This is a genomic window from Pseudactinotalea sp. HY160, assembly GCF_009372055.1.
Taxonomy (GTDB): Bacteria; Actinomycetota; Actinomycetes; order Actinomycetales; family Beutenbergiaceae; genus HY158.
Map to the genome: position 1 here is coordinate 168,981 of NZ_WHMT01000002.1, position 18,290 is coordinate 187,270.

At 73.0% G+C, this 18,290-nt stretch carries 11 protein-coding genes; 8 read left to right on the forward strand and 3 right to left on the reverse strand.

The genetic code is table 11. The annotated features are described in order from the left end of the window. Positions 1-7: 7 nt before the first annotated feature. On the forward strand, positions 8-799 hold the full coding sequence (locus tag GCG21_RS03425; protein WP_152817858.1) for an ABC transporter ATP-binding protein: 792 nt from the start codon (positions 8-10) through the stop codon (positions 797-799). Positions 800-851: 52 nt separating this feature from the next. Beyond that, on the forward strand, positions 852-2,249 hold the full coding sequence (locus GCG21_RS03430; protein WP_152817859.1) for an FAD-binding oxidoreductase: 1,398 nt from the start codon (positions 852-854) through the stop codon (positions 2,247-2,249). 12 nt (positions 2,250-2,261) lie between these two features. Here the strand turns inward: GCG21_RS03430 and deoD are convergent, their stop codons facing one another. After that, positions 2,262-3,011 (reverse strand): purine-nucleoside phosphorylase, encoded by a 750-nt coding sequence (gene deoD, locus GCG21_RS03435; RefSeq protein WP_152817860.1) that lies wholly within the window; start codon positions 3,009-3,011, stop codon positions 2,262-2,264. Positions 3,012-3,111: 100 nt separating this feature from the next. On the opposite strand from deoD, the gene GCG21_RS03440 reads away from it, so the two are divergent. From GCG21_RS03440 to GCG21_RS03460, 5 genes are read left to right on the forward strand one after another with little or no spacing between them, the layout of a single operon-like run. Continuing rightward, positions 3,112-7,992, forward strand: a complete 4,881-nt coding sequence (locus GCG21_RS03440; protein ID WP_152817861.1) for an NAD-glutamate dehydrogenase — start codon at positions 3,112-3,114, stop codon at positions 7,990-7,992. An 11-nt stretch (positions 7,993-8,003) separates the two neighbouring features. After that, positions 8,004-10,421, forward strand: a complete 2,418-nt coding sequence (treS, locus tag GCG21_RS03445) for a maltose alpha-D-glucosyltransferase (protein ID WP_152817862.1) — start codon at positions 8,004-8,006, stop codon at positions 10,419-10,421. A gap of 4 nt (positions 10,422-10,425) precedes the next feature. After that, complete coding sequence (locus tag GCG21_RS03450; RefSeq protein ID WP_152817863.1) at positions 10,426-10,677, forward strand: zinc-ribbon domain-containing protein; 252 nt, start codon at positions 10,426-10,428, stop codon at positions 10,675-10,677. Between the two features lie 51 nt (positions 10,678-10,728). Next, complete coding sequence (locus GCG21_RS03455) at positions 10,729-11,796, forward strand: App1 family protein (RefSeq protein ID WP_152817864.1); 1,068 nt, start codon at positions 10,729-10,731, stop codon at positions 11,794-11,796. A 32-nt stretch (positions 11,797-11,828) separates the two neighbouring features. After that, positions 11,829-14,933: a BTAD domain-containing putative transcriptional regulator gene (locus tag GCG21_RS03460; RefSeq protein ID WP_152817865.1), complete on the forward strand. Its 3,105-nt coding sequence runs from the start codon at positions 11,829-11,831 to the stop codon at positions 14,931-14,933. On the opposite strand, the gene GCG21_RS03465 is transcribed toward GCG21_RS03460, so the two are convergent. Together GCG21_RS03465 and GCG21_RS03470 are read right to left on the reverse strand one after the other, a co-directional pair. Beyond that, positions 14,908-15,747 (reverse strand): ABC transporter permease, encoded by an 840-nt coding sequence (locus GCG21_RS03465; RefSeq protein ID WP_152817866.1) that lies wholly within the window; start codon positions 15,745-15,747, stop codon positions 14,908-14,910. The genes GCG21_RS03460 and GCG21_RS03465 overlap by 26 nt on opposite strands. Positions 15,748-15,750: 3 nt before the next feature. Beyond that, on the reverse strand, positions 15,751-16,812 hold the full coding sequence (locus tag GCG21_RS03470) for an ATP-binding cassette domain-containing protein (RefSeq protein ID WP_152817867.1): 1,062 nt from the start codon (positions 16,810-16,812) through the stop codon (positions 15,751-15,753). A gap of 105 nt (positions 16,813-16,917) precedes the next feature. Between GCG21_RS03470 and lhgO the strand changes: the two genes are divergently transcribed. Next, a complete protein-coding gene (gene lhgO / locus GCG21_RS03475; RefSeq protein ID WP_370517243.1) occupies positions 16,918-18,216 on the forward strand; it encodes an L-2-hydroxyglutarate oxidase in 1,299 nt (432 codons plus the stop codon). The last annotated feature ends 74 nt before the right edge of the window (positions 18,217-18,290 follow it).

The window sequence follows — 18,290 nt, forward strand, 5'->3', positions numbered from 1 at the left end:
GGACGCCATGCTCACCATCGACTCGATCTCCAAGACCTTCTTCCCCGGCACGATCAACGAGCGCCGGGCCCTGCGCGAGCTGAGCCTGGACCTGGCCGAGGGCGACTTCGTCACGATCATCGGCTCCAACGGCGCCGGCAAGTCCACGCTCCTCAACTCGATCTCGGGCCGGCTGCCGATCGACTCGGGCACGATCGAGATCGACGGCACGAACGTGCGCAGGCTCCGGGAGTACCAGCGGGCCCGCTTCCTGGGGCGGGTGTTCCAGGACCCGCTGGCCGGTACCGCCCCCGACCTGACGATCGAGGAGAACCTCGCGCTCGCGCTGCGCCGCGGCCGGCCCCGCACGCTCCGCTGGGGCGTGACGGCGGCCCGCCGCGCCCAATTCCGCGAGGAGCTGCGCACGCTCGACCTCGGGCTGGAGGATCGGCTCAAGGCGCGGGTCGGGCTCCTCTCGGGCGGGCAGCGGCAGGCGCTCTCGCTGCTCATGGCGGGGTTCACCCATCCGCGGATCCTGCTCCTCGACGAGCACACCGCGGCCCTCGACCCCCAGCGCGCCAAGCTCGTGACGGAGCTGACGGCCCGGATCGTCGCCGCCGAGGGCCTCACCACCCTCATGGTCACCCACAACATGGAGCAGGCCCTCGAGCTCGGCAACCGGCTCGTCATGATGCACGAGGGCCGGATCGTGTTCTCCGCGGGCGACGAGGCGAAGAAGAAGCTCACGGTGGCCGGGCTGCTGGCCGAATTCGGCAAGGTCAAGGGCGCCGCCCTGGACGACCGGGCGCTCCTCGCCTGACGGCCCGCGGGGCCGGTAGGGTCGGGTCGTCTCCGAACGAAGGGTGGGGCCGATGACGACGTCCGGCGCGGGCACCGAGGACCGGCCCGACGATCGACTCGCGGCGCTTCGGCGGGCGCTGCCGGGCGTCACGGTGCTGGGCGATCTCGCCGCCCGCGAGGCCCACCGGTGGGATCGCGCCCTCGACCCGAATGCGGGCATGCCGGCGGCCGTGCTGCTGCCCCGCTCCACCGAGCAGGTGCAGCAGATCGTGCGCCACGCGGCCGGTGAGGGGATTGCGATCGTCCCGCGCGGCGCGGGTTCGGGCCTGTCCGGGGGCGCGTCCGCCGTCGACGGCGCCCTCGTGGTGTCGACGGCGGAGATGACGGGGCTCGAGATCGACCCGGTCACCCGGATGGCGTTCGTGGAACCCGGCGTGATCAACGCCGACCTGAAGCGGGCCTGCGCCGAGGTCGGACTCTGGTACCCGCCGGATCCGGCGAGCGTCGAATTCTCCACGATCGGCGGCAACGTGGCCACGAACGCCGGCGGCCTGTGCTGCGTCAAGTACGGCGTGACCACCGACTACGTGCTCGGCCTGACCGTCGTGCTCGCCGACGGCACGGCGGTCGACCTGGGCGGGCCGCGGCTCAAGGAGGCCGCCGGGCTGTCCCTGACGAAGCTGTTCGTGGGCAGCGAGGGCACCCTCGGGATCATCACCGGGATCGTGCTGCGGCTCGTGCCCCCGCCCCCGCCGGCGTGCACGGCGGTGGCCACCTTCGCCGACCTCGAGGCCGCATGCGCGGCGGTCCTGCGGGTCGCCGGGGCGGTGCGGGCCTCGATGCTCGAGTTCATGGACCACGCGGCGATCGAGGCCGTCGAGGACGTCCACGCCTACGGGCTCGACCGCGCGGCACAGGCGATGCTCATCGCCCAGTCCGACCAGCCCGGCGAGGCCGGGACCCGCGAGATCGAGCAGATCGCCGCGATATTCCGGGAGTTCGGGGCCACGGAGGTGCTCGTGACCGACGACGCCGAGACCGGCGAGGCGTACACGGCCGCGCGACGGGCGGCGATCCCGGCGGTCGAGCGGACGGGCCGGCTGCTGCTCGGCGACGTGGGCGTGCCGCTGCCGCAGCTGGGAGCCCTCGTCACCGGCATCGACGCGATCGCGACCCGGAACGGGGTGACGATCAGCGTCATCGCGCACGCCGGCGACGGCAACACCCACCCACTCGTCGTGTTCGATCCGGCCGACTCCTCCCAGGCCGCGCGCGCCGAGGCGGCCTACGGCGAGGTGATGGACCTGGCGATCGGGCTCGGCGGCACGATCACGGGCGAGCACGGCGTGGGCCGCACGAAGAAGGCGTGGCTGCCCGGCTACGTCGGCCCCGACGTCATGCGCCTGAACAAGACGGTCAAGGACGCCCTCGACCCGCACGGGCTCCTCAACCCGGGCGCGATCCTGTGATCGGGACGGGCCCTACGAGCCGCTCACGCTGAACGTCGGCGGCGCCTGATGCTGGCTGGCGAAGGCGGCGCTCAGTCCGATCTCGATCATCGCCGAGAAGGACTGCTCGCGCTCGGCGGAGGTGGTCTCCGCCCCCGTGACGAGGTGGTCGGACACGGTGCACACGGCCAGCGCCCGGGCCCCGTGCCCGGCGGCGATCGTGTAGAGGGCGCTCGCCTCCATCTCCACCCCGAGCACGCCGTAGTCGGCGAGCCGCTTCGGCAGCTCCGGGCGGGCCGGGTAGAAGGAGTCGGAGGAGTAGATGAGCCCGACGTGGGAACGCACCTCCGCCATCGCGTCGGCGGCGTCGGCGGCCGCACGCAGGAGGGAGAAGTCGGCCACGGGCGCGTAGTCGAGGCCGGAGAAGCGCAGCCGGTTCATCGCCGAATCCGTGCAGGCCCCGCTGGCGAGGATAACGTCGCGGATCTGCACGTCCTCGACCATCGCGCCGCAGGACCCGACCCGCACGAGGGTGCTCGCGCCATAGTGCTCGATGAGCTCGGTGATGTAGATCGCCGCGGAGGGCTGGCCCATGCCGGTGCCCTGCACGGAGACCCGCCGCCCGTTCCACGTGCCGGTGAAGCCGTACATGCCGCGCACCTCGTTGTAGCAGGTGGCGTCGGTGAGGAAGGTCTCGGCGATCCACTTCGCGCGCATCGGGTCACCGGGCAGCAGGACGACGGGGGCGATGGCGCCCTCGGGCGCCCCGATGTGAGTGCTCATCGCCCCAGCATAGGCATCGACGGCCTCCCCCGGACGGGAAAACCCGCCCGACCCGCGGACCAAGCTGACAGCACGGCTCCCGATGGGCAACCCTGGAGGCATGAGTACCGATCTCGCCGCGCGCCGACGCGCCCTCCTCGCGGAGACCGAGCGTCTCGATCCGGGGCTGCACCCCCTGCTGGAGCAGGTCGTGGCCCACGTCGCGACCGAGGACCTCCTCGACCGCTCCCCCGCCGGGCTCGTCGGCGCCGCGGGATCCCTGCGCGAACTGGCCGCCCACCGCCGGCCGGGCGAGGCCCTCGTGCACGTGTTCACCCCGACCGTGAGCGAGCACGGCTGGACCTCGCGGCGCACGATCGTCGACATCTGCATCGACGACGCCCCGTTCCTCGTCGACTCGATCACGGCGGCCGTCGTCGCGCTGGGCTGCTCGCTGCACCTGCTCGTGCACCCGATCCTCGACGTCGAGCGGGACGCGGGCGGGGAGCTGGTCCGGGTGCACCCGGGCCCCACCGAGCACACCCGGTCGGAGTCCTGGATGCATCTCGAGGTCTCGCGCCTCACGACCGCCGCCCATCACGAGGAGGTCGGCGCGCGCATGCGCGCGGTGCTCGGCGACGTCCACGCCGCCGTGACCGACTGGCAGGCGATGCGCGCGGCCTGCCGTGACATCGTCACCGGCCTGCGCGCCGGCGCCCCGACCACGGTTCCGCCGGAGACGGTCGAGCCCACGATCGACTTCCTCGCGTGGCTCGCGAACGATCACTTCACCTTCCTCGGCTACCGCGAGTACGAGCTGACCGAGCGCGACGGCGAGGACGTGCTCGTGCCGGTGGCCGGCTCCGGCCTGGGGATCCTGCACGCGGAGTCGGCGGCGGTCGTGCACCTGCGCCCCGAGGCCCGCGCGAGCGCCCGCGCGGCCCGGCTCCTGACGATCACCAAGGCCAATTCGCGGGCGACGGTGCACCGCGACGCCTACCTCGACTACATCGGGGTGCGCACGTTCGACGCCGCGGGGAACGTGACCGGCGAGCGCCGCTTCCTCGGCCTGTTCACCTCGACGGCGTACGCCTCCTCGGTCACCGAGCTCCCGATCGTCGGGGCGAAGGTCGCCGAGATCCTCGCCCGCTCCCACCTCTCGCCCACCTCCCATTCGGGCAAGGACCTGCACCAGGTCCTCGAGAACTACCCGCGCGACGAGCTGTTCCAGGACTCCCTCGAGCACCTGGCGGCCGTCGCGGGCGAGGTGGTGCTGCTGACGGAGCGGCGCCGCCCGCGGGTGTTCCTGCGTCCCGACGAGTTCGGCCGCTTCGTCTCCGCGCTCGTGTACCTTCCGCGCGACCGGTACACGACCACGGTGCGCCTCGCGATCGAGGCGCTGCTGCGGCAGACGTTCGGCTCGGACGCGATCGATCACACGACGAAGGTGAGCGACGCCCCGCTCGCCCAGCTCCACTTCGTGGTCCGGCTCCCGAAGGGCACGCCGGTGCCCGACGTCGACGAGGGCGCCCTGAACGATCGCCTCGCCGCCGCGATCCGCACGTGGCAGGACCGGCTCGTCGATCACCTGCAGCACACGCTCGACGACGACGAGGCCGCCGCCGTCCTCAGCCGGTACGGGCGCGCGTTCCCCACCGCCTACACCGAGTTCACGGACGTGGCCGAAGCCGCCGCCGACATCACCCGGCTCGCCTCCCTCGAACGCGACTCGGACGTGCGCCTGCACCTCTACGCCCCCGCCGAGGGCGATCCGGGCTCCGCCGCCGGCGAGCCCGAGGACGGCGCAGCGCACCCGGGTGGGATGCGCCGGTTCAAGATGGTCACCTTCCGCGAGTACCCCCTGACCCAGGTGATGCCCGTGCTCACCGCGCTCGGGGTCGACGTCGTGGACGAGCGCCCCTATCGGCTCACCCTCGCCGACGGCACCACCCGACACATCTCCGACTTCGGTCTCACCCTCCCCGCCGGCGCCGACCCGCAGCGGCCGGCCCGCTGGGGCGGGCAGGAGGAGGCCACGGCCTTCGAGGAGGCCTTCCGCGCGACGTGGACCGGCACGTGCGAGAACGACACCCTCAACTCGCTCGTGCTCACCGCGGGCCTCGGCTGGCGCGACATCGTGATCCTGCGGGCCCTCGGCCGCTACCTGCGCCAGGGCGGCACGGCGTTCTCGATGGAGTACATCGAGGTCGCCCTGCTCGCCAACGCCGCCCTCGCGGCCGGCATCGTGGCCCTCTTCCACACCCGCTTCGACCCCGACCTCGGGGGCGACCGCGAGTCGAGGAGGCAGCGTGAGGACGAGCTCGCGGCCGACCTGCACGAGCGCCTGGACGACGTCGCCAGCCTCGACCACGACCGGATCCTGCGGTCGCTGGTCGCCATCGTGCAGGCGACCTGGCGCACGAACTTCTATCGGGTGGACGCCTCCGGGCAGCGCCGGCCGTGGCTGTCGGCGAAGATCGACTGCACCCGGGTGCCGGGGCTGCCGAAGCCGCATCCGATGGCCGAGATCTGGGTGTACTCCCCGCAGCTCGAGGGCGTGCACCTGCGCTTCGGGGAGGTGGCCCGGGGCGGGCTCCGCTGGAGCGACCGGCGCGAGGACTTCCGCACCGAGGTGCTCGGGCTGGTCAAGGCGCAGATGGTCAAGAACGCGGTCATCGTCCCGACGGGGTCGAAGGGCGGCTTCGTGGCCAAGCAGCTGCCGCCCGCGAGCGACCGGGCCGCGTGGCTGGCCGAGGGGCGCAGCGCGTACGCCTCGTTCATCCGCGGCCTGCTCGACCTGACCGACAACCGGGTCGGGGACCGGGTCGAGCCGCCGGATCGGGTGGTGCGCCACGACGGCGACGACCCCTACCTCGTGGTGGCGGCGGACAAGGGCACCGCCTCCTTCTCCGATCTCGCGAACGAGATCTCCCGCTCCTACGACTACTGGCTCGACGACGCCTTCGCCTCCGGCGGCTCGGCCGGCTACGACCACAAGGGCATGGGGATCACCTCCCGGGGCGCCTGGGAGTCGGCGAAGCGCCATTTCCGCGAGCTCGACGTGGACATCCAGTCCGAGGACGTCACCGTGGTGGGGATCGGCGACATGAGCGGGGACGTGTTCGGCAACGGCATGCTGCGCTCGCGCCATCTCCGGCTCGTCGCGGCCTTCGACCACCGGCACGTGTTCCTCGACCCCGACCCCGATCCGGCGACCGGGTTCGCCGAACGGGAGCGGCTGTTCCACCTGCCCCGCTCCTCCTGGGACGACTACGACCGCTCCCTGCTCTCGGCGGGCGGCGGGATCCACCCCCGCACCGCCAAGTCCGTGCCGATCACGCCCGAGGTGCGCACGGCGCTCGGCATCGCGGACGACGTGGGCGAGCTGACGCCGTCCGAACTCATCCGGGCCTGCCTGCTCGCGCCGGTCGACCTGCTCTACAACGGCGGGATCGGCACCTATGTCAAGGCCCGATCGGAGACCCATGCCCAGATCGGCGACCGGCTCGGCGACGCGGTGCGGGTCGACGGCGCCGACCTGCGCGCCCGCGTCGTGGTCGAGGGCGGGAACCTGGGGGTGAGCCAGCGCGGCCGGATCGAGGCGGCCCAGGCGGGGGTGCGGATCAACACCGACGCGATCGACAACTCCGCCGGCGTGGGCACCTCGGACAAGGAGGTGAACCTCAAGATCGGCTTCACCGAACTCGTGCGCTCGGGGGCGATGACCCTGACCGAGCGCAACGACCTGCTCGCCGCGATGACCGACGAGGTCGCCACCCAGGTGCTCCGCGACAACTACGAGCAGAACGTGCTGCTCGGCAACTCGCGGGTGAACGCCGCCCGGATGCTGCCGCTACATCAGCGGCTCATCCAGTCCCTCGAGGCCCGTGGCGACCTGGACCGATCCCTCGAGTTCCTGCCGGAGGACGCCGAGATCGCCACCCGGATCGACCACGGCCGGGGCCTCGAGCGCCCGGAGTTCGCGGTGCTCATGGCCTACGTCAAGCTCGCCCTCAAGGAGGACCTGGCGGCGACCGACATGGCGGCGGATCCGTGGTTCGCCGCCGCCCTGTCGTCGTATTTCCCCTCGGCGGTGCGGGAGCGGTTCGCCGGTCACCTCGCGGACCATCCGCTCCGCTCGCGGATCATCGTCAACGCGGTGGCCAATTCGATGATCAACCGCGGCGGGGTCTCCTTCCCGTACCGGGCCGCGGACGAGACCGGCGCCGGGCCGGGCGAGATCGCGCGCGCGTTCGTCGCCGCCCGGGAGATCTTCTCGCTGACGGAGTTCACGGCCGCGGTCGAGGCCACGGACACGGTCGTGGCCACCGACGTGCAGACCCGGCTCTACCTCGACTTCCGGCGAGTCCTCGACCGGGCCTCGCGCTGGTTCCTGCACCACCGGGACCGGGTGCGGATCGGGGCGGAGGTCGAGGCGTTCGGCCCGGTGCTCACCGAGCTGCGCCCACGCATCGCCGACTTCCTGCGCGGCCGGGAGCTGGCCGAGTACACCGACGCGGTCGCCGCGTACCGGGCGGCGGGCGCGGACGCGGAGCTCGCCGAATGGGGTGCGGGGCTGCTCGCCTCCGTTCCGCTGCTCGACATCGCCGAGGCCGCGCGGGCCCACGGCCGACCGGCGGCGACGGTGGCCCGCGTCTACTACGCGCTCGCGGATCGGGTCGGGTTCGCCGACCTGCTCGGCAAGGCGTCCTCGCTCCCGCTCGGGGACCGGTGGACGGCGCTGGCCCGCTCGGCGCTGCGGGACGACCTGTACGGGGTGATGATCGCGCTCACGGTCTCGGTGCTCGCGGGCGGCGCGATCCCGGCCGATGCCGATGCCGACGGAGACGCCGTGACCGCCGCGATCGCCGACTGGCTCGAGGCCGGCGGCGTGACGAGCACGCGCGCGCTCGAATCTCTCGAGGCGATCGCGGCCGTGGATGAGCCCGGCATCGCCACGGTGTCGGTAGCGTTGAGGAAGCTGCGTTCGTTGACCCGCTGATATGGAGTGACATGACCGAGCACACCACCCGGAACGAACCCGAACCGCACACCGATTCCATCCCGGTTCCGGCTCCCGGGGTCGAGCTCCCCGAGGAACTCGCCGAGGCGGTGGAGACCGAGATCAGCTACGACGAGCAGTTCTATCCGGCCCGGCCGCGGTCGCTGCGTCCCCGGGCGCGGCGCCGGCACTCGTTCGCGGGGGATCTGCATCCGCCCTTCGACCCGGTCGCCTCGAACAAGGCGTACGTGGAATGGCTCGTGAACCAGTCGATGCTCCACGACGCCACCACCCTGAGCCGTCAGCTCTCCGGCCAGCCGGAGATGTGGTCGATGCCGTACGCGCGCCCCAACCCGCGCCGTGCGGTGGACACGGCCTCGGTGTGGTTCACCGCCTATCCCCTGAGCTTCATCACCCGGCCGGGGCAGTCGTTCCTGGCGGCCCTCGGCGGGGAGGACCTGTGGGACGCGTTCGCCCGGATCGGCATCCGCGCCATCCACACGGGACCGGTCAAGCTCGCCGGGGGGATCTCCGGCTGGTCCCCCACCCCGAGCATCGACGGCCACTTCGATCGCATCTCGCTGACGATCGACCCGCTGTTCGGCACGGAGGAGGACTTCCGGTCGATGCAGGAGGTCGCCGCGGCCCGCGGGGCCACGATCATCGACGACATCGTGCCCGGCCACACGGGCAAGGGCGCGGACTTCCTGCTCGCGCAGATGAACCACCACGACTACCCGGGGATCTACCACATGGTCTCGATCCCGCGGGAGGCCTGGTCGCTGCTGCCGGACGTGCCCGAGGGGCTCGACTCGGTCAACCTCGACCCGGGAACCGAGCAGCGGCTGAAGAAGGCCGGCTACATCATCGGCGAGCTCCAGCGGGTCATCTTCTACGAGCCCGGCGTCAAGGAGACGAACTGGTCGGCGACCCGGGAGATGCTCGGCACGGACGGGCAGACCCACCGGTGGGTGTACCTGCACTATTTCAAGGACGGTCAGCCGTCGATCAACTGGCTCGATCCGAGCTTCGCCGGGATGCGGCTGGTCATGGGGGACGCGCTGCACTCGCTGCTCGACCTGGGCGCGGGCGGGCTGCGGCTCGACGCGAACGGGTTCCTCGGCGTGGAGCGCGCGGAGGAGGACGACGAGGCGGAGGAGCAGGACGACGCGACCGCCCCCGCCTGGTCCGAGGGGCATCCGCTGTCCGTGGCCGCGAATCAGCTCATCGGGTCGATGGTGCGCAAGGTCGGCGGCTTCACCTTCCAGGAGCTCAACCTCACCGTGGACGCGATCCGGGCCACGTCGGTCTCCGGGCCGGACCTCTCCTACGACTTCATCACCCGGCCCGCCTATCACCACGCGTTCGCCACGGGGGACACCGAGTTCCTGCGGCTCACGCTGCACGAGGGCGTGAAGATCGGAATCGACCAGGCCTCGCTCGTGCACGCCCTGCAGAACCACGACGAGCTCACCTATGAACTCGTGCACTTCGCCACGGCCCATCGCGCCGACGAGTACACCTACCAGGGCCGCACCCTCCTCGGCGCGGAGCTCGGCGACCAGATCCGGGCCGAACTGCGCCATCACCTCACGGGTGAGGCCGGACCGTACAACGCCGTCTTCACGCAGAACGGCATCGCCTCGACCACCCTGTCGGTCGTGGCGGCGGCCCTCGGCTACCGGGACCTGGCCGAGATCACCGCCGACGACGTGCCGCGGCTGCGGGCGGGCCACCTCCTGCTGGCGGCCTACAACGCGCTCCAGCCGGGGGTGTTCGCGCTGTCCGGCTGGGATCTGGCGGGCATCCTCCCGCTCGACCACGGCGAGGTCGCCGACCTCATCCGGACCGGCGACACCCGCTGGATCGAGCGCGGCGCGCACGACCTCATGGATTGGAATCCCGCGGCGACCGAGTCCTCCGCGGGGATGCCGCGCGCCCGCTCCCTCTACGGCGCGCTGCCGCAGCAGCTGGAGGATCCGGACTCGTTCGCCAGCCGGCTCTCCTCGATGCTGCACCTGCGCGAGAGCCACGGGATCGCCACCGGCGCCCTGCTCGAGGTACCGGACGTGGGCGACCCGGCACTCCTCGTGCTCGTGAACCGGCTGGCCGTGGGGGCGGTGCAGCTCTCGGTGTTCAACTTCTCCGAGCGGGAGCTGACCGTTCGGATCGCCTCGGAGCACCTGAGCGAGGGCCAGTGGATGAAGGACCTGGGCACGTGGCACCGCGCCGGGGACGTCGATGCGGCCGGCGGCTTCGTGCTCGAGCTCGGGCCCTTCGGATTCCGGGCCCTCATCGCCGAGGAGCCGGACACTCCGGACGGAGGAGAGACAGGAGACACAGCGGACACAGCGGACACAGCGGACACTGGAGACACTGGCGACGTGACAGACACAGCGAGCGCTGCCTCCGACCGCGCCGTATCCTGATCCCGTGATCATTCTCGGCTCGAAGGGGTACCTGCGGATCCTGCGGACCCTGACCATGGTGTGCTGGAGCTGCCGGCAGGCCGCGCCGCACCGACTGATCGAGCACCTGACGAAGCTGACGCTGTTCTTCATCCCGACCGTGCCGGTCTCGCGCCGCTACCGCCTCGAGTGCGTCGGCTGCGGCGTGGCGCAGGATCTGGAGAAGCCGGTCGCCCGGCAGATCCTCCACGACGGTCGCGTGGCCCCGGCCTCATAGCCCGGGGAGACGGGGTTCGTCCGTTCGGGCCGGACTCGGTAGCCTGCACACATGGCCGGTACCCACGTGGCAGCACGGATCGAGGACGGCGTCCACCGGCGCCTCACTCCCTACCTGCGCCGACGTGGCTGGCGCCCGCGCACCATCAGCTACACCGGCTACGGCAGCGAGAGCTTCGTGCGCGTCCTCGGCCGGGTGGTCCTCGGACGGCGGTTCGCCGCCGAGGCCAACGTGGAGCGGGCGAGCACGAGCGAGGAGCTGGCGCACGCGGTGTTCAACCAGCGGGGCTGGCGCTCCTACGTCACCGCCCCGGTCGGCTACATCCCGGTGACCATCCGGATCGGGGCGCGGGAGTTCCGCACGAAGACCGACCGCTCGGGCTATATCGACCACACGATCCGCGGCCACGACCTCGCACCGGGGTGGCACACGGTCGAGGTGCTCACCAAGGCCGCCGAGCCCGCGACCGCCCGGGTGCAGATCATCGGCGCGCGGGCACGCTTCGGACTCGTCTCGGACATCGACGACACGGTCATGATCACGTCCGTGCCGCGGCCGCTCATCGCGCTGTGGAACACGTTCGTGCGGCACGTGCGCGCGCGCCGGCTCGTGCCCGGGATGGCCCGGATGTACTCCGACCTCCTGGCCGAGCACCCCGGCGCCCCGGTGTTCTACCTCTCGACCGGGGCGTGGAACATCACCCCCGCGCTCACCCACTCCCTCGCCGCCGGGGCCTACCCGGCCGGGCCGATGCTCATGACCGACTGGGGGCCCACGAACACGGGCTGGTTCCGGTCCGGTCAGGAGCACAAGCGCAACGCCCTGGGGCGCCTGCACCGCGAGTTCCCGGACATCTCCTGGGTGCTCATCGGCGACGACGGTCAGCACGATCCGATGATCTACCGCGAGTTCGCCGCCGATCACCCCGAGCATGTCTGCGCGATCGTCATCCGCGAGCTCACCCCCGGCCAGCAGGTGCTCGCCCACGGCACCCCGACCGCCAACCTCGACACCCTGTGGACCCCGCCGACCTCCGACGTGCCCGAGATCCACGGCGCCGACGGGGTGGCCCTCGGGCCGAGGCTCCGGGTGCTGCTCGCCGGGCGCACGGCCCCCTGAGGATCCCGGCCGCGGCGACCTAGACTGCGTGCGTGGAGATCAGGCTGCGAGTCGAGGGCGGGGTGTCCTGGCAGGGCCGCCCCGTGCCCGGGGACCGCCTCCGCAGCCTGCTGACGGCGCTCGCGGCCGCGCATCCCGACGGCGCCGGCTCCGCAGCGCTCATCCGGGCGGTCTGGGGCGAGGACCTTCCGGCCCATCCCCTCAAGGCGCTGCAGATCCTCGTCTCGCGGGCCCGCGGCGCGACCGCACCGGAGGTGATCGAGCGGACCCCGGCGGGATACCGGCTCGGGCTGGCCCCCGGCTCGGTCGATGTGCTCGCCCGCGCCGAGCTCGCCCGCGCGGCCGATGCGGCCCTCACCGCCGGCGAGCCGGTCCGGGCCGGTGCACACGCCCGGGCCGCGCTGGCCCTGGGCCCCGACCCGCGTGCCCGGCGCGTGCTGGCGCTGGCGGATTCGCGGCTGGGCCGGTTCGGACACGACCTCGGGGACCTCGAGGAGCTCGTGGCGGCCGAGCCGCGCGACGAGGAGCTGCAGGCCGCCCTCCTGCGCGAGCTGGCGGCGACCCGCGGCCCCGGCGCCGCGCTGGCCCGGTTCGAGGCGATCCGGCGCGGGCTGAGGGAGGACCTGGGCACCGGCCCCGGACCGGCGCTGCAGGCCGTCCACCGGGAGCTGCTCGCATCCGATCGGCCGGTGCGCTCCGGCGTCGCCCACGCCGCCACGAGCCTGCTCGGGCGCCGCGCGGATCTCGAGGCGGTGCGGGGGATGCTCACGACGGCCCGGCTCGTGTCGATCATCGGCACCGGCGGTCTCGGCAAGACCCGGCTGGCCCAGGAGATCGCGGCCACGAGCACCCGCCCGGCCGTGCACGTCGTCGAGCTCGCCGGCGTCTCCGCGCCGGGGGAGGTCGTCGGGGCGGTCGCCACGGCCCTGAATATGCGCGAATCGGTCTCCCGCCCCGGCAGGCGCGGCCTGCCCGCGGACCTGCCGTCACGGGTGGCCGGGCAGCTCGAGGGCGCCCCGAGCCTCCTCGTACTCGACAACTGCGAGCACGTCGCGGGTGCCGTCGCGGACCTCGTCGCGTTCCTGCTCTCACAGGTGCGAGACCTGCGGGTGCTCACGACCTCGCGGGCGCCGCTGCGGCTCACGGCCGAGCACGTCTATGCCCTCGGCGGCCTCGGCGCGGACGACGCCGCGCGGCTGTTCCGGGATCGCGCGACGGCGGTCCGGCCCGGCGCCGTCGTCGAGGAGTCCGACGTCGCGCTCCTGGTCGAGCGACTCGACGGCCTTCCGCTGGCGATCGAACTCGCGGCGGCGACGGTGCGGACGATGTCGGTGCCCCAGATCCTCGCGAGGCTGCCCGACCGATTCGCCCTGCTCCAGGGCGGGGACCGCAGTGCGCCCCGGCGGCACCGCACCCTCGAGGCGGTCATCGACTGGTCCTGGCAGCTCCTCGACGCCGGCGCGCAGGACGCCCTCGCGCGGCTGTCGGCCTGGCCCGACGGCTTCACCGCGGAGGCCGCGCAGTCGATGCTCGGTGCCGATGCGCCCGGTGCGGTCGCCGCGCTGGTGGACCAGTCCCTCCTCGGAATCGACGAGTCACGCGGGCTCCCGCGCTATCGCATGCTCGAGACCATCCGCGAGTACGGTGCCCGCCACCTCGCCCGGGCGGGTCGCCACGCCGAGGCCCGCGCGTCGGTGCGCGCATGGGCCGCGGGCGCCTGCCGTGAGTACCTGCGCGGCGTGTACGGGCCCGGGCAGCTCGATGTCCTCGATGCCCTCCACCGGGAGGAGGCGACGCTGGCCGACGTGCTCCGCGAGGCGTTCGAGCGCGGCGAGATGGACGTCGCGGTGCCGGTCTTCGCCGCCCTCGTCTCCTCCTGGCTCATCTGCGGCGAGCACCTCCGCATCGTCGACTCCTTCGGGCCCGTCGAACGGCTCCTCACCGGCAGATCGGTCCCGCCCGAGCTCGAGGAGGAGGCCCGGGCGGGGCTGTCGATCCTCGCCGTCACGTGGGCGATGCTGCCGGTCTCGAGCCCGCTGACGCAGACACACCGGGTGCTCGCGGACCTGCGGCGGCAGCCGGGCCGCGATCCGGTCGTCTCGGCCCTGACCCGCATCGCCGGACAGCTTGCGGATGCGCCCGGCCGGATGGCGCCCCTCGTGCCGATCCGGCTCCGGGGCCTCGCCGCCGACCCGGACCGGCTCACCGCCGTCGTCGCCGCGCCGTTCCTCGCGCTGCACCTCGAGAACGCGGGCGACCCCGCGGGCGCCGTCCACACGCTCGAGCGATCGCTCGGGCGGATGGCACCCGAGGATCCGCCGTGGCTGCTCGCGAACCACCACGCGATCCTGGCTCAGTTGCACGGCCAGCTCGGTCAGTTCGAGGCCAGCCGCGCGGAGGCCCGCCGGGCCCTGCCGGTGCTCGAGCGGCTCGGGGCCGTCGAGGACGTGCTCCAGTGCCGGGCGGTGATCGCCGCGGCCGCCCTCGCCGCGGGCGATCTGGCCGCGGCCGAGTCCGCGCTGCGGGAGATCGCCGCGCAGCAGCGCCGGGGCCGCGGGCTGGGCGCCCAGGTCGCCGTCCTGCTCGGCCTCGCGGAGATCTCCTACGCCCGGGGCGAGGTCTCGTCGGCACGGGCCCTCCTCGTCGAGGTGGGGCGACGCGGGGACGACGCGCGGGCCCTCTCCCTGCCCGCACCGGACGGCCTCGATCCGTGGGCGTTGGTCACGCGCGCGGCCACGCTCGCGGTGCGCACCCGGCACGATCCCGACACCCCCGACGTCTTTCAAGACGCCTTCGACGACCTCGTGCGACGGGCACGGCGGGTGTCGGATCCGGTGCGCCGCGACTACGACTTCCCCGTGCTGGGGACCGTCTGCTTCGCCCTCGCCGCCGCCGGGATGCTGCACGACCGGCTCGAGCCGGTCGACGTCGCCGGACTGCTCGCCCTCGCGGACGCCTTCGGCTACAACAGGTTCCTCCCCTCGCTCGCCCGGGAGCCGCTCGCCGGCGCCGTGGCCGCGCGCGACCCGCTCGCGTTGCCCGCGGCCACGCGGGCCCTCGCCGGGCACCGGGGCGCGGACCTCGTGCCGCTCATGCACGAGCGGATCGGGCTCATCGCTCGCGCTGGTAGCTCCTGACCGACAGCGGGGCGAAGATCGCCACCACGACGGCGCAGCCGAGCAACGCCCACCCGACCTCGGCGGTGACGGAGCCGGTATTGGCCAGGTCCCGCACGGCCGAGACCACGTGCGAGATGGGGTTGACCCGGACGAATCCCTGGAGCCAGCCCGGCAGGGTGTCGACCGGAACGAACGCGTTCGAGAGGAACGTGAGCGGGAACAGGACCATCATCGAGATGCCCTGGACGCTCTGGGCGGACCGGGCGATGGTGCCGATATAGGTGAACGCCCACGAGAGCGACCACCCGGTGAGCACGACGAGCGCGAGCGCCGCGAGCACGCCGGCCGCGCCGCCGCCCGGGCGGTAGCCCATCGCCATGCCCGCGGCGAAGGTGAGCGACCCCGCGATCGCGTAACGGAGCAGGTCGGCGACCATCGGGCCGGCCAGGGGTGCGATCCGGGCGACCGGGAGGGAGCGGAAGCGGTCGAAGACTCCGGTGTCCATGTCCTCGCGCAGTTGCACCCCCGTGGCCATGCAGGCCGTCAGGCAGGTCATTGCCAGGATCCCCGGGATCATGATGGGCAGGTAGCTCGCCACGTCCCCGCTGATCGCCCCGCCGAAGATGAACGCGAACATCGCCGTGAACAGGAGCGGCTGAACGGTCACGTCCGAGAACTGCTCCGGGTTGCGGAACATCTTCTTGATCGCGCGGGAGGCGAATCCGAGGGTCTGGCTCCACGCGTCGGCCAGGCTCACGCGCGGGGGCAAATCGGTGGGTACGGGCGGCCGGGTGCGTGCCGGGCCGGAATCGGTTGTCGACAGGGTCGTCATGGCTCAGACCTCCTCGAGAACGTCGGTGCGGGTGGACGGGCCGGTGCGGGTGGACGGGCCGGTGCGGGTGGGCGACTCGGTGCGGGTGGGCGATCCGGGGCGGGTGGGCGAGCCGGTGATCGTCAGGAAGACCTCGTCGAGGCTCGGCTCCCGCACGGTCATGGTGTCGATGCCGACGTGGGCCTCACGCAGGGCCACGAGCACCCCGGCCGCCTCGTCGGCCGCCCGGAGCCCGACGCGGAGCTCACCCGGTCGGGGCTCGTGCACGACGTCGGCTCCCATGACCGCGCCTGCGAGCCGGCGGGCCGACTCCGATTGGGCGGGGTCGGTGAGCACGAGCTGCAGGCTCGAGCCGCCGATCGAGGCCTTGAGCTGCGCGGGGGTTCCCTGGGCCACGAGGCGTCCGTCGTCGATCACGGCGATCCGGTCGGCCAGTTCGTCGGCCTCCTCCAGGTACTGGGTCGTGAGCAGCACGGTCGCCCCGCCCGCCACGAGCGAGCGGATCGTGCTCCACATCTGGTTTCGCGTGCGCGGATCCAGCCCGGTGGTCGGCTCGTCCAGGAAGATGAGGGGCGGCCTGGTGATGAGGCTGGCGGCCAGGTCGAGGCGTCGGCGCATCCCGCCCGAGAACTTCGCGAGCGTCTTGTCGGCGGCCTCCGACAGCCCGAACTCCTCGAGCAGTTCGCCGCTGACCCGCCGGGCACGGGCCGAGCTCAGGCCCTGCAGTCCGGCGAAGAGCCGCAGGTTCTCCCGGGCGGTCAGTCCCTCGTCCACGGAGGCGTACTGACCGGTGACCCCGATGAGCTGACGCACGCGATGCGCCGAGGTGGCCACATCCACGCCGAAGATCTCGGCCCGGCCCGCGTCGATGCGCAGGAGGGTGGCCAGCATGCGGATCATGGTCGTCTTCCCGGCGCCGTTGGGTCCGAGCACTCCGAAGATCTCCCCGGGCTCGATGTCCAGGTCGATGCCGTCGACGGCGCGGTGGCTCCCGAAGGCCTTGACGAGGCCGCGGGCACGGACCGCGGGTGCAGATGTCCGGTCGTTCGTTGGTGTGGCTGTCATGACCTCAGTGTGCGACCGTGGGGTTTCACCGCAGTTTCATCGGTTGCCCCGGCCCGGTTTCACGACGCCGGCCCGCGGGCACGCCCCGGCGCAGAGGAGGTGGCCGTGCAGGCGGACGTGTGCATCGTCGGTGGCGGGATCGTCGGGCTCGCCACGGCCCACGCCGTGCTCGGCCACGATCCGGGCGCCCGGATCGTCGTGCTCGAGAAGGAGCGCTCGGTCGCCGCACACCAGAGCGGGCACAACTCGGGGGTCGTCCATTCGGGCGTGTACTACCCGCCCGGAAGCCTCAAGAGCCGATTCTGCCTGGCCGGTGCCCGCGCCACCGAGGAGTTCGCCCGGGCCCACGGGGTGCCGATGCGCCGCTGCGGAAAGCACATCGTCGCCGTCGACGCCGCCGAGGTCGCCGGCCTCGAGGAGTTGGCCGCGAACGCGGCGGCGATCGGCCTGCCCCACGAGCTCATCGACGGCGCCGAGCTGCGGCGTCGGGAACCCGCCCTGGTCGGGGTGTGCGCCCTGCACATCCCGAGCACCGGGATCCTCGACTACGGCCTGCTCACCCGTCGCCTGGCGATGGACCTCGTCCGCCGGGGCGTCCGGCTCGTGCTCGGCGTGGAGGTGACGGCCGTCGACGAACGCCCCGGCCGCGTCGAGGTGGTCGCGGGATCCGGCACGGGCCGGCGGCGGATCGAGGCGGGCCGGCTCCTCGCCTGTGCGGGGCTGCAGAGCGACCGGCTCGCTCGCCTGGCCGGGCTCGATCCCGGGGTTCGGATCGTGCCCTTCCGCGGCGAGTACCACCGCCTGGCCGGACCGCCCCTCGCCCGCTCGCTCGTCTACCCGGTGCCCGATCCGCAGCTGCCGTTCCTGGGCGTCCACATCAGCCCGCTCATCGGCGGCGGGACGAGCGTGGGGCCCTCGGCGGTCCTCGGCCGCGCCCGGGAGGGCTACGGCAAGGCGAGCGTGAACCTGCGCGACATCGCGGACTACCTCACCTATCCGGGTCTCTGGCACCTCGCGGCCCGGCACCTTCACGTGGGCTGGAACGAGGCCCGCGGCTCGGCGTCGAAGCACGCCTACGCCGCCCGGGTGCGCCGCTACGCCCCCTCGCTGCGCACGGCGGACCTGCGGCCGTTCCCGGCGGGGATCCGCGCCCAGGCACTACGCCCGGACGGCCGCCTCGTGGAGGACTTCCTGCTCGCCCGCACCGAACGGATGGTGCACGTGCTCAACGCCCCCTCCCCCGCGGCGACGGCCGCGTTCCCGATCGGGGAGCACCTCGCCGGCCTCGCGGGACTCGCGGGCTCAGCCGATCCGGCCGATCCCGCCGATCCCGCCGATCCCGCCGACGCCACCCACCCCGCCGAGTTCACGCGCCCCACAGACTCCACCCACCACACCGGCTGAGCGGGGAGACTTCTCCGCCCCGGCGCCGGGCGCTCCTCCCCGCTCGCGCCGCCGGTCGACATGACGACATCCTC

Bases quoted from the DNA above. Each gene is read 5' to 3' on its own strand.
- GCG21_RS03425 (WP_152817858.1), top strand. From the start codon at position 8: ATGCTCACCATCGACTCGATCTCCAAGACCTTCTTCCCCGGCACGATC.
- GCG21_RS03430 (WP_152817859.1), top strand. From the start codon at position 852: ATGACGACGTCCGGCGCGGGCACCGAGGACCGGCCCGACGATCGACTC.
- deoD (WP_152817860.1), bottom strand. From the start codon at position 3,011: ATGAGCACTCACATCGGGGCGCCCGAGGGCGCCATCGCCCCCGTCGTC.
- GCG21_RS03440 (WP_152817861.1), top strand. From the start codon at position 3,112: ATGAGTACCGATCTCGCCGCGCGCCGACGCGCCCTCCTCGCGGAGACC.
- treS (WP_152817862.1), top strand. From the start codon at position 8,004: ATGACCGAGCACACCACCCGGAACGAACCCGAACCGCACACCGATTCC.
- GCG21_RS03455 (WP_152817864.1), top strand. From the start codon at position 10,729: ATGGCCGGTACCCACGTGGCAGCACGGATCGAGGACGGCGTCCACCGG.
- GCG21_RS03465 (WP_152817866.1), bottom strand. From the start codon at position 15,747: ATGACGACCCTGTCGACAACCGATTCCGGCCCGGCACGCACCCGGCCG.
- GCG21_RS03470 (WP_152817867.1), bottom strand. From the start codon at position 16,812: ATGACAGCCACACCAACGAACGACCGGACATCTGCACCCGCGGTCCGT.